Below are 14,178 nucleotides of genomic sequence, written 5' to 3'. Positions count from 1 at the left end.
GCCACAGCACGCGGCCTTCCGCCGCTTGGCAGCCACATGACGGACGCCACGGCGCGGCCACGTAAACTCCGGCACGGCAGCTGCCGCCCCTGATCGTCTGGAGACGCCGTGACCTTGCCCCTGCCCCGCCTGCTCACCCTGATCGCCATCGCGCTGCTGTCGGCCTGCGCCACCCAGGCGCCGCGTGCGCCGCAGCGCTCGCCGGAGGCGGTCAAGGCCGATATCGTACGGCGCCTGCCGGCCAACCTGTCCGATCGCAGCGACTGGGCCAACGATGTGTATGTCGCGCTATCGTCGCAGGCACTGGACACCAGCGCCGAGCACATCTGCGCCGTGCTGGCGGTGACCGAGCAGGAATCGACTTACCAGGCAAACCCCGCGGTGCCCAACCTGGGCAAGATCTCGCGCGCGGAAATCGACCGCCGCGCCAGTGCGCACCACATCCCGGCTTTCATGGTCGATGCGGCCCTGCGCATCACCTCGCCGGATGGCCGCAGTTACGCCACCCGTATCGCTGCGGCGCGTACCGAGCAGGAACTGAGCCACATCTTCGAAGACTTCACCGGCAGCGTGCCGCTGGGCGCGCGCCTGTTCGACGGGCTCAATCCGGTGCATACCGCCGGGCCGATGCAGGTGAGCATCGCCTTCGCCGAACAACATGCCGCGCGCTACCCGTATCCGCCCGACAGCTCGGTCCGCCACGAGGTGTTCAGCCGCCGTGGCGGGCTGTGGTTCGGCACCACCCATCTGCTGGGCTACCCTACGACCTACGATGCGCTGCTGTATCGCTTTGCCGACTTCAACGCCGGTTGGTATGCCAGCCGCAATGCCGCGTTTCAGGCCGCACTGAGCAAGGCCAGCGGCATCGCGCTCGCACTGGACGGCGACCTGCTCGCGCCCGGCGCCAGCCTGGAGTCACCCGGCGGCACCGAGCGCGCGGTGCGCTCGCTGGGCAGCCAGCTGGCGCTGAGCGACCGCCAGATCCGCAGTGCGCTGGAAGCCGGCAACACGCTGGAGTTCGAACAAAGCGCGCTGTATCGCCAAGTGTTCGCGCTGGCCGAGCGCAGCGCCGGCAAGGCCTTGCCGCGCGCGGTGCTGCCGGGCATCACCCTGGACAGCCCCAAGATCACCCGTACGCTGACTACCGCCTGGTTTGCGCAGCGGGTCAACGCGCGTTGGACGCGCTGCATGAGCAAGTAAGCGGCTGATTTGCCGCGCTGCGCGTGGTGCCTGCGCTGCGTACCAGCATCTCATTCCCCACTTAGAGCAGCTAACAAAACTRCTCGGAATCCTCATGTACCACCCGTACACTCCGGTTCCTCCGCGCCGTCCACACCCACCTGACGACTGCTCGCTACGTTTTGTTAGCCGCTCTTAGGCGACTGGTCAACACATCGCCGACAACAGGACCATCTTCCAGCTTGCCATCGCTACCGCGTTGATAGTTGATGCCGACCCGACAGGCTGCAGGGTGCATCTCCCAGACCCAGCCATACAGGGCGCGCCCCGTGTCTGGCGGCGAGCGCAGCGGCATGTTCATGCGCAGGCCATCGTCTTGGCCTCGGTCCAGTGTGCACATGACGGTGCCGGCGCCGTCGTCCTCAGCGTCGGGGTCGACGTCGTCCACATGGGTGATGGTGGCGATGATCGCTTCGGCATTCACCCGTTGCTGTAACGCGCGTGGAAGATCGGCAAGCGGCGGCGCAGCGCGTCCATCGGATGGCTCCTCGACAAATGCATCACTCAACCTCACCTTGCGAAAGTAATACTCGCTGCGGCCCAGCGTGTTCGAGCCATCCATGGCCGTTGCCATGTCTGCCAGCTCGTCGGCGCGCAGCAGGAACATGTCGGTCCCCGAGCGCATGACCACCAGCTGCGCATCGTTGGCATCGCTACCACTCGAGTCGGGCCGCAACCGGATGTCCAGCGTCACGTGCTCGTCGCCCATCTCGGTATGCGTCACCGCATAGCGGCCCGCATACGCACGCACATTGGTGCGTGCAAGACTGCGATGATGGATTTTCCAGAACAGCAGGCGATACTGGCCGTTGGGCTCGAGCGCCAGCATGCGATGCCAGTCGATATAAGACGACAGGTACACGCCGTGCAGGTCGTTGCTGGACTGTGGCGCGTTGAAGATGCCCTCGAACAGAGAGCGCTGCTCTGCGGGCAATGCGTCGCCATTGCTCGTCGGTGCATCGGCGACGGTTGCAGGGCCGTCGACAGCATCGCGAAGCCGGGTGTGCAGCGCCAAGGCATCGACCTTGTTGACCTGCAACATCTGCATCGAAAACAGCATCTGATCGATCTCGTAGACCTCGCCCGCAGCCAGTGCGCCGCACTCTTTGCGCGCGGCGGCGAGCAGGGCCGATGGGATCAGGGAGTCGCAGAATTCCGCCTCGCACAGGGACTGGTTGAAGAAGTCGTCCAGGCTCCAGCTCAGGTCAGCGGCGGCTTTGGAGACCGGGTCCAGGTAGACCACGTCTTCGTCGGTGGCGGTCAGCTTGCGGTAGTACAGCAGTGCGCCGAAGGGGGTGAGCGCAATCGGAATACGCCGCACCGCATCGGGTGGCGAGACGATCCAGCGATCCAGCACCGGTTGCCATTGCCGGGGGTCGATCAGCGCGAGTTGCATGTCGCCATAGTGCCCCAGTCCTTTTTGGCGCCAGAGTTCAAGCAGGCTGGCAGGCAGCACCGGCGCATAGGCGGCAATCAGATCCGCGGGGGCAGGCTGCGTCTTGCGCGGCGGGTGCGCCTTGATAAAGCGGGACAGTGCCAAGCGGCGGAACCATGACATCAGACGGCCTCCAGTCAACGTTGCGTGCGGTCAGTAAGAGCAGCGAACAAAACGACTGTGCTCACCGCCAGACGGGCGCGGCCGGTGCTCGGTGTGGCACGGTCCACGCGTACACTCCGGTTCTGAGCGCGCCATCCGCACCCACCTGACGACTGCTCGCTACGTTTCGTTAGCCGCTCTAAACCCAGATCGTGCCGCATGGTCCTGTGTGGACGCCGAGAAGCGTAGTGCATAGCGTGACAGTCCCGTCGTCAGTGGCTGGCCGATCACCGGCGTGCGTGCGGTCCACGGGTGTGATCTGCCTCGGTGGCATCGAGCTCGACGAACCTCATCGGTCACGCTGTGCCGGTGCCGGGCCGGGCGACCTGCTCGGCAACCGCTCGATCACAGGTCCGCCCCGCGTCGGTCACGCCCACTCGGTTGCCGAAACGCGTGCGGCCTGCCACCGTCGACAACGGCGCAGACACGACTTCTGGCAGAGGCACCCGGCCCACGTGGCGGGTAGCATCGGACGGTCGCGCCGACCGCATTGCGCGCTCCTTTCGTCCCGGAGAGTCTTTCATGCCCACCCCGTTGCCGATACGGCAGCTGTTCGCCACCCTCGCCCTGGCCGTCCTGCCGGTCATCGCCAGTGCGCAGGCACCCAGCGTCACCGAGGCCGACTATGCCCGCGCCGAACGCCTGATCGGCTACCTCACCCAGCCATTGGTCGATCACACGGCCTCACGCATCGACTGGCTGGACGCCACCCACCTGGTCTATGTCGACCACGATGCCAAGGGCGACAGGCTGCTGCAGCTGGATACCGCCACCGGCAAGACCGCACCGATCTTCAAACAGTCCGCGCTGGTCGCTTCGCTTAACGCGCTATTGAAGACCGGCGACAAACCGCTCAAGGCCGACACCTTCGCGCCGGTGGTCAAGGTCACCGCCGATGGTCGTTACCGCCTCAATGTGCGCGATACCGCCGTGGTCTGCGATGCGCGTGCGCGTTGCAGCAAACTGTACGCCAAGGACAAACCGGAACCTGGCGTCTTGTCGCCGGACAAGCGCAGTGAAGCCTTCATTCGCGACTGGAACCTGTGGCTACGCGATCTGGCCAGCGGCCAGGAAACCCAGCTCACCCGCGATGGCGTGGAAAATTTTGGCTACGCCACCGACAACGCCGGCTGGCAGCACAGCGATCGCGCCATCGTGGCGTGGTCGCCGGACTCGCGCAAGATAGCGACGTTCCAGCAGGATCAGCGCAAGACCGGCGACATGTACCTGGTCAGCACCAAGCTCGGTCATCCCGAGCTGCAGGCGTGGAAATACCCGCTGGCCGGCGACAAGGACGTGACCATGATCGAGCGCGTCATCATCGATGTGCCATCGCGCAGCGTGGTGCGTTTGAAGATGCCGCCGGACCAACACCGCTCCACCTTGTGCGATGACGTCAGCTGCGACGGCGCCTGGGACGATGCGAAATGGTCGCCCGACAGCAAGACGCTGGCATTCGCCTCCACTTCGCGCTTCCACAAGCAGACCTGGTTCCGTATTGCCGATGCCGCCACCGGCGAGGTCCGCACCGCGTTCGACGAAACCGCCAAGACCTATTACGAAAGTGGGCAGGTGGCCGCCAATTGGGCGTATCTGCCGGGCAGCGATGAGGCGGTGTGGTTTTCCGAACGCAGCGATTGGGGGCAGCTGTTTCTCTACGACCTGCGCACCGGCAAGCCCAAGCACGCCATCACCACTGGCGAAGGCAACGTCACCGAGCTGTTGCGCGTAGACCCGGCGACACGCACCGCCTGGTTCATGGCAGTCGGCCGCTCGCCGGGCGTGGATCCGTATTACCAGCAGCTGTGGAAGGTGAGCCTGGATGGCGGCGCGCCGGTATTGCTGACGCCGGAAGTGGCCGACCACAGCGTCGTGCTATCGCCCGACGGCGCGCGCTTTGTCGATACCTATTCCACCTCGCTGACGCCACCGGTCACGCTGCTGCGCGACGCCGCCGACGGCCGCAGCATCAGCACGATAGCCACTGCCGACATCACCCGCCTCAAGGCCGCCGGCTGGGTGCCACCGGAGCCGATCACGGTCAAGGCGCGCGATGGCAAGACCACGCTGTACGGGTTGATGTTCAAGCCCAGCAACTTCGACGCCAGCCGCACGTATCCGGTCATCGATTACATCTACCCCGGCCCGCAGACTGGCTCGGTCCGCGGTCGCCGCTTCTATGCCGGCCATGGCGACAATCAATCGCTGGCCGAACTCGGTTTCATCGTCATCGCCATCGACGGCATGGGCACGCCGTGGCGCTCCAAGAGCTTCCACGACACCTGGTACGCCGACATGGGCGACAACACACTGCCCGACCAGGTGGCCGGACTGAAGGAACTGGGGCAGCGCTACCCGTGGATGGACCTCAACCGTGTCGGCATCTGGGGGCACTCCGGCGGCGGCAACGCCTCCACCGGCGCGATGCTGCGCTACCCCGACTTCTTCAAGGTGGCGTGGTCGGAAAGCGGCAACCACGACAACCGCGGCTACGAAGACGACTGGGCGGAGAAGTATCACGGCGAGCACATCGTCAACAAAGACGGCACCTCCAACTACGACGACCAGGCCAATGCCACGCATGCCAGCAAGCTCAAAGGCAGGCTGATGCTGGTGCACGGCACCCTGGACGACAACGTGCCGCCGTATCTCACCCTGTTGGTGGCCGAAGCGCTGATCAAGGCCAACAAGAACTTCGACATGCTGATGCTGCCCAACGCCAAACACGGCTACGGCGAGATGACCCCATATGTCACCCGCCGCCGCTGGGACTATTTCGTGCAATACCTGCTCGGTGCCACGCCGCCGGCGCAGTACCAGATGAAGCCGATGCCGTAGAAGTGAGTGGTGCTGGACACGGCATCGTCGACCATCGACGGTGCCGTGCTGCCAAAGCAATTAAAGGGGGGAGTGCACAGAAAGCGGTGATGCAGCTGCTTGCTCCGTCGTGCAGCAGCTGTCTAATGCGCAACACGAGATTCCCAATGCACCCGAGCATCGCTCGCACAAACCTGCAAAGCCCCAAAAAACGTAGGAGCGGCCCCGGCCGCGATGCCTTACCCGTAGACCCGCAAACCCAGCAACACGGCAGCGCGAAAGATTGCAGGCGCAATGCGCAAGGCAGTTAACGCATCAAGCTTCACGCACCACCACAGCAAGCGCTCTTGATAACGCGTCCCATCAGGCAACACCTGGTGGGACGCCAACCGATTACTTCGCCGTCGCACCACCCAGCTGCTTGCTCAAGAACGCCAGCAAGCGCGTGTAGTACTCGCGTCGATGCGCTTCGGTGTAGAAGCCGTGGCCCTCGTTGGGGAAGTACAGCGACTCCACCGGCACGCCGGCGCCTTTCAACGCGCGCTCCATGGCCTTGGTATGTTCGATCGGCGCGCGCTCGTCCTTGCCGCCGGCCGCCAGAAACACCGGCACCTTGATCTGCCGTGCCAGGGTCACCGGCGAACGCGCAGCCAAGGTGTCGCGTGCGCCCAGCCAATCGACCGTCCAGTTCTTTGCCCAACGCGCGGAGCGCCCGGTATCGCGCGCCATCATGTCCAGATCGTAGACACCCACATAACCGGCCGCGCAGCGATACAGCGCCGGCTCCTTGGCCACGCCCATCAGCGCTGCATAGCCGCCGTAGCTTGCGCCATAGATGCAGATGCGCGATGCGTCGGCAATGCCTTCGCCGATGGCCCAGCGGGTGGCATCGGTGACATCGTCCTGCATGCGTCCGCCCCACTCCTTGGCACCGGCCTGGGTAAACGCGTAGCCATAATTGGCCGAGCCGCGGTAGTTGACGCGCAGCACCGCGTAACCGGCTGCCGCCAGCAACTGAGTGTCGTCATCGAACTCCCACTTGTCGAAGATCCCGAACGGGCCGCCATGCGGCATCACGATCAACGGCAGCGGCTTGCCGGCTTGCGCATGCAAGGGCTGGGTCAGGTAGCCATGCAGCACCAGGCCATCGCGCGCCTTGAAGCTCACCTGCCTGGTCGCCGGCACTCCATCGGGCGGGAACCATTCGCGACGGCTAAACACGCGGTCGGCCTTCTTGCTGACCGTGTCGAACAGATAGTAATCGCCGTTGTTGCGATCGCTCCACACATACGCCAGCACCATGCGGCGGTCGCTGGTGGCTGAGGTGATGTAGACCGCGTTGCCGTCGAAGGCTTTTTCCAGGCTGCGATACAACTTGGCGGTGGGCGCTGTTTCGTCGAAGAAGCGATTGCGCACGCGATCGCTCATATACGACGCACCGATCGGCGTGGTGCCGTCCAGATCGCGCAGGATGTGGTACGGGTCCACGGTATCGTCGTGCAGGAGCGGTGTTGCCTTGCTGGTTGCCGGGTCCCACGCCACCAGCACATCGGTGCCGGTGGCCTGCTCCACCTGCAGATAAGCGCGACTGCCATCGGCGGAAAAACCCAGCGGGAATTCGCGATGCTTGCTGGTGGCCGCATCGTTGATCAGCCGCCACGGTGCGTCGTCGTTGTCGCGGTAATACAGCTTGCTGATGTTGCTGATGTCCAGGCCGTTGGCAAAGCGGATCCGCCCTTGCTGGTCGGTCACAAACCCTGCCCGACGGACCGGCGAGGTGGCCACGGTCGTGCGCCGGCCGGTCTGGATATCCAGCTTGTCGATGCGGACATTGGGATCGCCCACGAACGGAACCGCGGACACCAGGATGTTGCGTGCGTCGCCCGGCAAGGTGTCCAGCATGTAGGTGGCCGGGTCCAGATCCATCTTCAACTGCGCGCCGTTGATATCCGGATTGGTGCCGTACGGGCTGGCCAACAGGCGACCGTTCTTGCCGTCGGCATCGATGGCATGCAGCTGGCCGATGGCCACCGGCTCGTCGCGCGAGCCCAGCCGCTGCGCCATCGACACCACGATGCGCTCATCGCTGGCCCACCAGAAATCGTCCACCACGCTGTTGACGCCGCCGGTGACCTTGGCCGTGGCCACCTTATCCTGCCGCCGCACGATGCCCGGCACGGTGCGATCTTCCAGCGGCATGGTCAGTGCGAGATAGGCACCGGACGGCGAGATCTTGATCCGCTCGAACTGGTCGCTCTTGAGATATGGCGCAAGATCCATGGTTTCCGGCGCGCTCTGCGCGACTCCAGGGCTTGCCACTCCCCATGCCAGCACACTCAGCACGCCTATCGTCCAACCACGCATATCGCCCCCACGACCTGTCCTTGAGAGGTGCATGGTGGCAAACGACTGCCGCCGCGTCCATGTCCCCATCAGCGCAATCGGTGATGCTGCAAACCTGCGACTGGCTGGCCTAATGCGCTCGAACCTACTGCGGTCGATGACGCAAGCGGCCTAAACGCATGCTCCGCATCAACCGACAGACGGCGGCCGCTGGCCAAGCAAGCCGATGCGCCGGAACCACATTTCCAACGGCACCGTCACCAACGGCGGCAGCGCGGCCAGCAGGCTCAGCCCCCAGGCCCACCACGGCCAACGCAGCCGCAGTGCGGCAAGCACGCTCACCACCACGTAGAAGAGAAAGGCGCCGCCGTGCAGGCGACCGAACAGCCACACCACGACCTCGGTGGTTTGTGTGCCGTACTTGAGCACCATGCCGAGCAACAGCCCGGCCCAGGTCACGCCTTCGATCAAGGCGGCAACCGCAAACAGCCGACCCATCGGCGACAACGCAGCAGCAGAACGCATGCAACACTCCAGTGGACACTCAAGGATTGCCGCGACGCGATGGCGGCGGCGACGCCCGCTGGCAGCAGCAGTTTACAGGCAAGGCCAAGTGAACCGGCGCGTGGCGCTGCCAGTACACGTCCCGCGCTTGCTGATGGTTGCGGCACGCACGCAGCGTCCTACGGCTCGGCGCATTCACCCGCATCCCGGCGATAATGCCGACACTGTTGTCCTGACGCCCCACACCATGCGCATCGCTCTGCTGCTTTTACTGCTCACTGCCTTACTACCCGCCACCGCAATGGCACTAAAGGTGCACGATGGCGACCTGCTATTCGTCACCGCAGCGCGCAGCGGCCTGAGCGGCGCCATCGACGACGCCACCGCCACACAGGGCGAACGCAGCTTCGACCATGTCGCGCTGGTGGCACATGACGGCGATACCGAGGTGGTACTGCATGCCGACGAACAAGGCTCGCGCGAGCAACCGCTGCAGGCATTTATCGATGAGGCCACCGCCAAGCAGCGGCAGATCGTCGTGTACCGGCTCACCCCCGCGCATCGCCCCGCCATTGCCGACGCCATCGCGCAGGCGCGGCGCATGCTCGGCAAACCGTACAACCAGACCTACGTGCAGGACGACAACAGTTACTACTGCTCGGACTTCATCGAGCGCGCCTTCCGCGCACATCAGGTGTTTGCGCTGCAACCGATGAACTTCAAAAACCTGCAGACCGGCAACGTGTCGCCGTACTGGACCGACTTCTATCGCAACAGAGGCATGGCCGTGCCGCAGGGCCTGCCCGGCACCAATCCGAACGATATGGCCAAGGCAGCGGCATTGCGCGTGGTTGGTCCGTTGAACTGAAGGCATGTTTTCCCGCGGTTTTAGCTGGTTGGGAGCGCTGCGCCGTTCGATCATCGAAGACTTTGGACCCAGGCGTGGTGTGCGGTACCAGGTGCCTAACGCTTCTTTCAGGTCGACTGACATCATCGATATCTACACGCATCCAACGCCACAGAGCAGGTACGCGCGGTTCGCCGCGTCTCCTCGTCTAGATGTCATCTGCACTACTGCAACAACATTGCGCTCTAGCGCCACACAGGAGGCTGTCTTGAATAAGCTGTTATCAGCAGGATTGGGAATATTGCTTCTGGCTGGCTGCGGCAAGGCACCAGCACCAGCACCAGCACCACCGCCAACACCGGCTACTGCAGCGACGCCACAGCCAACGGTGTCAGCGCGTAAGCCCGCTCACGCACCCGGTAGCCAGCGTGGCGAGGGCCAACCGTATGAACTGGCCGATACGCAGGTCTGGGACGTGCCCGATCCGGCGACAGGTCGCACCTACCAGGTCTTCGTCGCCCTGCCACGTGGCTATGCGGACAATCCGCAGCGCCGTTACCCAGTGTTGTATGCCACCGATGGCGACTATGCGTTTCCACTGGTCAAGCAGATCGCGCGTCGCTTGAACGGCGAAGGCCCAGCCATCGAGGATTTCATTCTGGTTGGGCTGTCCTACGCACTCGGCGACGAGCCCATGCCGAGCCGCAGACGCGATTACACGCCCACACCGGAAGATGGCCCAACCGCAGCGCCCGTTGCCACCCACGGCAAGAGCGCCGACTACATCCGCTACCTGCGCGATCGCGTGCTGCCGTTCGTTGCCAACCGCTACCGAACCGACGAACAGCGCCGCCTGTATCTGGGGCATTCGTACGGCGGCCTGCTGGGCACGCAGATCCTGTTGAGCACACCGGAGATGTTTGCCGGCTACATCCTGGGCAGCCCATCGTACTGGTACGGCGAGCACGCGATGGTGGCGCAGGAAAAAAGCTTTGCCGCCTCGCATACCGACCTGCCGGCACAGGTGTACATGTACGTCGGCGAGTACGAGCAGGTGCGCTATCACCAGAATTACGACATGGTCATCGACGCACAGCACATGGCACAGGCACTGCGCGCGCGACACTATCCGTCGTTACAGGTCGAGCTGGACGTTCTCAATGACGAGGACCACCTGACCATCGGGCCACGCGGCGCCACCCACGGCTTGAAGGCCTTGCTCGGGATAAAGACTTCTGATCGGAGCGAGCGGTGAAACATCGGGTGCTGGCCGGATGCAAGGTCCCGATGTCGCTACTGGCAATTGCGCTGCTGGCACTCGCACCGTGTTCGCTGATGGCCGCAGCGCCAACATTGCCGGGCGCAGGGTTCGAGCTCGAGCGCTATCACGTGCAACTCCACCCGGATCTCTCCACCACCGCACTATTCGGAAAACAGCGCAGCAGCCTACGCAGCACCTCCGACCACCTCACCCAGCTGACGTTGATGCCCCCCCACTTCCAGCACATGGCGCAAATGCAACAGCGCTTATACATTTGATTCATGAGCGCAGCATCTCCAACCCTAGGCACCCTGGTCCGTCACCTGATCGAGCTGCTTGATGGCGATCTGGAAGCGGTCTATGCCGCTGCAGGGCTGGACTGGCGGCCGCGCTACACACCCGTCCTGCGCGTCCTGCTGCGATCAGGGCCGCTGCCTATCAAGGCTCTAGCGCAGGAGATCGGCATCACCCACTCCGCTGCCAGCCAGACCGTTGCGCAGATGACCAGGCAACGGCTCACCGTGTTGAAGCCAGGTGCCGACGCGCGCGAACGCATCGTGGCACTGACGCCGAAGGCAAAGAAGATGGTGCCTGCGTTGCAACAGCAATGGGCCGCGACCAACGCAGCAGCCGCACAGCTCGATCAGGAGCTGTCCGTTGCGCTCTCCGCTGTCCTTGCTGAAGCCATTGCCGCCTTGCAGCACCGCTCATTCGCGACTCGTATCGCAGCTGCCTCAGACGCGTCATTCCGTTCGACCACCCGCTAGCAACCACCCCACAGGACGTCACCCATGCACGCACCCACGCCATCGGTTGCCAGTAGCGCAGTGGCCACGCACAGCCAAACGCCCCACCGGATCGCGCTGGGCGAGCGTAAATTCCTGCATCCCGGCCGCCTACGCTGGCTGCGAGCGATTGCCTGGGCGGTCCTGCTGCTGGTCGTGGTCGCCACGCTGGCGCCCATGGCCGGCAGAGGCATCGGCAGCCTGCTACCCAAGGACTCCGGCCCCCTGCAACTGGTCGCCAGTCTGATCGGCGTCGCGGTTGGATTGGCGGTCTACGTGTTGGCGGTGCGCCTGGCCGAAGGGCGCAGCGCCAGCGAGCTTGCGCTGCGCCCGATGCTGCCGCAGCTGACCATCGGCTTGGTGATCGGCGCGGCCATGTTCGCCGCAGTCATGAGCATCATGGCGCTGTTCGGGCTGTACGACATACAAGCGCTGGGCCCGGCGCCAGCCTGGACGGCGGTACGCAAGGCATTGCAGGCCGGGGTGATCGAAGAGCTGTTGTTCCGCGCCATCTTTCTGCGCCTGGTATGGCGCGCGTTCGGCCCGTGGGTGGCGTTCGCCGCCTCTGCTGCACTGTTCGGCTTCGGCCATATCGCCAACCCGCATGCAACGACGTTTGCGGCGATTTGCATCGCACTGGAAGCCGGCATCCTGCTTGGCGCGTTCTATGCCTTGACCGGCCGCATCTGGATGTCGATCGGCGTGCATATCGCCTGGAACTTCACCCAGGGCTATCTGTTTGGTGCAGCGGTTTCCGGAACCGACATGGGCCCGGCCATCGCCCGCAGCACGGCCCGTCCCGGATTTCCCGAATGGCTCACCGGCGGCGCCTTCGGCCCGGAGGCCTCGCTACCCGGCGTACTGATCTGCCTGGCGGTGGGTCTGGCGGTGTTGTGGATGGCGTGGCGCGCGGGCAGCTTTGCAAAGCAACCCTGACTCGTCTTGGCGATGGCAATACGCTGCCGCGTCTGCATGGTCGGGCAGCGTCATGGCGCACCCACCGCATCGCCGTTTCATGGCGGCACGACTACCCCGGCATGCATCGCGCACCGCGTGATGCCACACGTCAGGCAAGGTCGTCACGCCTGGACGCCAGCACACATCGCCATGGCGCCGCCTTGTCATCGCGCAGACATCCAGCCTCCTAGGCTCTGAGCACCAACAACCTGATGCGCGCCTGCTGGCTCCACGTTGGAGTCCGTCGGCGCGCCCTTGCAGAGGTGCACATGGCGTTGATCCACTCCATTTTGATGAGCGCCGTCGCCGGCATGCGCTCGATGACCCCGCTGGCTGCAGTGGCCAACGCTGCACGCACCGGCAAGCTTCCTGCCGACAACGGCGCGCCGGCGTTGCTTGCCAATCCCCTGGCATCGGCTGGCATGCTGGCACTGGCTGGCGGCGAGCTGGCCGGCGACAAGATGAGAACCGCCCCGGACCGCATCGTGCTGCCCGGCATGATTGCCCGCATCGCCACAGGCGTCATCGTCGGCACCGCTTTGGCACCGCGCGAACAACGTGGGATTGCAGCATTGCTCGGCGCTACAACTGCGGTTGCCGCGGCCTATCTCACCTTCAATGCGCGCATGCGTGCGATCGAACGCTATGGCCAGACCAGTACCGGGGTTGTCGAAGACACCATCGCGGTAGGTGCGGCGACGTTGATCATTCGGGATGCAGCCAAGCGTTAGTCCAAACCGGGCAGCTGCGTCTCAACCACCGCGCCCATGCGCTGCATGCAGATCCAGCACCGGCCCCATCGGCACGATAGCGGCCGGGTTGATGCTGTCGTGACTTTGGTAGCAATGCCCCTTGATGTGCTGAAAATTCACGGTGTCTGCAATACCAGGCATCTGATAGAGCTCGCGCAGAAATCCCGACAACTGCGGATAGTCGGCAATCCGTCGTAGATTGCATTTGAAGTGACCGACATACACCGCGTCGAACCGGATCAGTGTCGTGAACAGCCGCCAATCAGCCTCGGTGAGCGTGGCACCGCAGAGATAGCGTTGCTCACCCAGGCGCGCCTCCAGCCAATCCAGCGTCTCGAACAGCGGCACCACCGCTTCTTCGTAGGCAGCCTGCGTGGTGGCAAAGCCGGCCTTGTACACGCCGTTATTGACGGTGTCGTAGATGCGCGCGTTGAGCGCATCGATCTGCTCGCGCAACGGGGCCGGATAGAAATCGCCTTCGGCCGCACCAACTTCATCGAAGGCGTTATTGAACATGCGGATGATATCGGCTGACTCGTTACTCACCACCATGTTGCGCTCGCGATCCCACAATACCGGCACGGTCACGCGCCCGGAGTAATGCGGGTCGGCATTGAGATACACCTCGTACAGGCGCGCGGCGTGGTGAATCGGATCGGCCACCACACCCGGGCCTGGATCGAACGTCCAACCTTGGTCGCGCATCAACCAATTCACTACCGACACATCGATCAGCGGCTCCAACCCCTTGATGCGGCGAAAGATCAAGGCGCGATGCGCCCACGGGCACGCCAACGACACATACAGGTGATAACGCCCCGCTGCCGCCTGGAATCCACCGTTCCCGTGCGGCCCCGCTGCGCCGTCGCACGTCACCCAATTGCGAAATTGCGATTGCGAACGCTCAAAGCGCCCATCGCTCTTATCGGCGTCATACCAACGGTCTTGCCACTTGCCATCGACCAGCAGGCCCATGGTGTTTCCTCCATGCACATCACATGCTTTCACCGTAGCTCATACGATTTGGAGAATGCGTGAGAGGCCGACGTCCCCACACTCGTAGTGAAGCACCCCAA

General features: G+C 64.1%; 11 protein-coding genes, 2 other RNA genes and 1 pseudogene. 10 read left to right on the top strand and 4 right to left on the bottom strand.

Features of this window, described 5'->3' with window-relative positions; translation table 11 throughout:
• Positions 1-108 precede the first annotated feature (108 nt).
• Together ASF90_RS12495 and ASF90_RS22285 are read left to right on the top strand one after the other, a co-directional pair.
• Positions 109-1,200, top strand: a complete 1,092-nt coding sequence (locus ASF90_RS12495) for a DUF1615 domain-containing protein (RefSeq protein ID WP_055850458.1) — start codon at positions 109-111, stop codon at positions 1,198-1,200.
• A 94-nt stretch (positions 1,201-1,294) separates the two neighbouring features.
• Positions 1,295-1,370, top strand: a non-coding RNA gene (locus ASF90_RS22285) — sX9 sRNA.
• A 5-nt stretch (positions 1,371-1,375) separates the two neighbouring features.
• On the opposite strand, the pseudogene ASF90_RS12490 reads toward ASF90_RS22285, so the two are convergent.
• Positions 1,376-2,797: pseudogene (locus ASF90_RS12490) on the bottom strand (GAD-like domain-containing protein); the annotation flags it as partial.
• 98 nt (positions 2,798-2,895) lie between these two features.
• Here ASF90_RS12490 and ASF90_RS22280 point away from each other — a divergent pair.
• Positions 2,896-2,972, top strand: a non-coding RNA gene (locus ASF90_RS22280) — sX9 sRNA.
• 386 nt (positions 2,973-3,358) lie between these two features.
• Positions 3,359-5,674, top strand: coding sequence for a S9 family peptidase (locus tag ASF90_RS12485; RefSeq protein WP_055850452.1), 2,316 nt, complete (start codon positions 3,359-3,361; stop codon positions 5,672-5,674).
• 372 nt (positions 5,675-6,046) lie between these two features.
• Here ASF90_RS12485 and ASF90_RS12480 read toward each other — a convergent pair whose 3' ends face one another.
• The gene (locus ASF90_RS12480; protein ID WP_055850451.1) at positions 6,047-8,017 is read right to left on the bottom strand and encodes a S9 family peptidase; all 1,971 of its coding nucleotides are present in this window, start codon (positions 8,015-8,017) and stop codon (positions 6,047-6,049) included.
• A gap of 168 nt (positions 8,018-8,185) precedes the next feature.
• A complete protein-coding gene (locus ASF90_RS12475) occupies positions 8,186-8,521 on the bottom strand; it encodes a DUF3817 domain-containing protein (RefSeq protein WP_055850449.1) in 336 nt (111 codons plus the stop codon).
• A 211-nt stretch (positions 8,522-8,732) separates the two neighbouring features.
• Between ASF90_RS12475 and ASF90_RS12470 the strand changes: the two genes are divergently transcribed.
• From ASF90_RS12470 to ASF90_RS12445, 6 genes are all read left to right on the top strand, one after another.
• Complete coding sequence (locus tag ASF90_RS12470; protein WP_055851370.1) at positions 8,733-9,368, top strand: YiiX/YebB-like N1pC/P60 family cysteine hydrolase; 636 nt, start codon at positions 8,733-8,735, stop codon at positions 9,366-9,368.
• A gap of 277 nt (positions 9,369-9,645) precedes the next feature.
• Positions 9,646-10,602 carry an alpha/beta hydrolase-fold protein gene (locus ASF90_RS12465; RefSeq protein ID WP_055851367.1) on the top strand — a complete coding sequence of 319 codons (957 nt, stop codon included), beginning with the start codon at positions 9,646-9,648 and terminating at the stop codon, positions 10,600-10,602.
• Positions 10,599-10,886, top strand: a complete 288-nt coding sequence (locus ASF90_RS12460) for a hypothetical protein (protein ID WP_236699265.1) — start codon at positions 10,599-10,601, stop codon at positions 10,884-10,886. The genes ASF90_RS12465 and ASF90_RS12460 overlap by 4 nt, the downstream gene beginning before the upstream one ends.
• A gap of 3 nt (positions 10,887-10,889) precedes the next feature.
• Positions 10,890-11,375, top strand: a complete 486-nt coding sequence (locus ASF90_RS12455; RefSeq protein ID WP_055850446.1) for a helix-turn-helix domain-containing protein — start codon at positions 10,890-10,892, stop codon at positions 11,373-11,375.
• Between the two features lie 24 nt (positions 11,376-11,399).
• A complete protein-coding gene (locus tag ASF90_RS12450) occupies positions 11,400-12,329 on the top strand; it encodes a CPBP family intramembrane glutamic endopeptidase (protein WP_082473532.1) in 930 nt (309 codons plus the stop codon).
• 290 nt (positions 12,330-12,619) lie between these two features.
• Positions 12,620-13,081, top strand: coding sequence for a DUF4126 family protein (locus tag ASF90_RS12445; protein WP_055850444.1), 462 nt, complete (start codon positions 12,620-12,622; stop codon positions 13,079-13,081).
• Between the two features lie 21 nt (positions 13,082-13,102).
• Here ASF90_RS12445 and ASF90_RS12440 read toward each other — a convergent pair whose 3' ends face one another.
• The gene (locus ASF90_RS12440; protein ID WP_055850442.1) at positions 13,103-14,077 is read right to left on the bottom strand and encodes a glutathione S-transferase family protein; all 975 of its coding nucleotides are present in this window, start codon (positions 14,075-14,077) and stop codon (positions 13,103-13,105) included.
• Between the last annotated feature and the right edge of the window lie 101 nt (positions 14,078-14,178).

The sequence above is a fragment of the Xanthomonas sp. Leaf148 genome (assembly GCF_001423585.1).
Taxonomy (GTDB): Bacteria; Pseudomonadota; Gammaproteobacteria; order Xanthomonadales; family Xanthomonadaceae; genus Xanthomonas.
This window is presented reverse-complemented; position numbering and strand designations above follow the sequence as displayed.

Bases quoted from the DNA above. Each gene is read 5' to 3' on its own strand.
- ASF90_RS12480 (WP_055850451.1), bottom strand. From the start codon at position 8,017: ATGCGTGGTTGGACGATAGGCGTGCTGAGTGTGCTGGCATGGGGAGTG.
- ASF90_RS12485 (WP_055850452.1), top strand. From the start codon at position 3,359: ATGCCCACCCCGTTGCCGATACGGCAGCTGTTCGCCACCCTCGCCCTG.
- ASF90_RS12455 (WP_055850446.1), top strand. From the start codon at position 10,890: ATGAGCGCAGCATCTCCAACCCTAGGCACCCTGGTCCGTCACCTGATC.
- ASF90_RS12475 (WP_055850449.1), bottom strand. From the start codon at position 8,521: ATGCGTTCTGCTGCTGCGTTGTCGCCGATGGGTCGGCTGTTTGCGGTT.
- ASF90_RS12450 (WP_082473532.1), top strand. From the start codon at position 11,400: ATGCACGCACCCACGCCATCGGTTGCCAGTAGCGCAGTGGCCACGCAC.
- ASF90_RS12445 (WP_055850444.1), top strand. From the start codon at position 12,620: ATGGCGTTGATCCACTCCATTTTGATGAGCGCCGTCGCCGGCATGCGC.
- ASF90_RS12440 (WP_055850442.1), bottom strand. From the start codon at position 14,077: ATGGGCCTGCTGGTCGATGGCAAGTGGCAAGACCGTTGGTATGACGCC.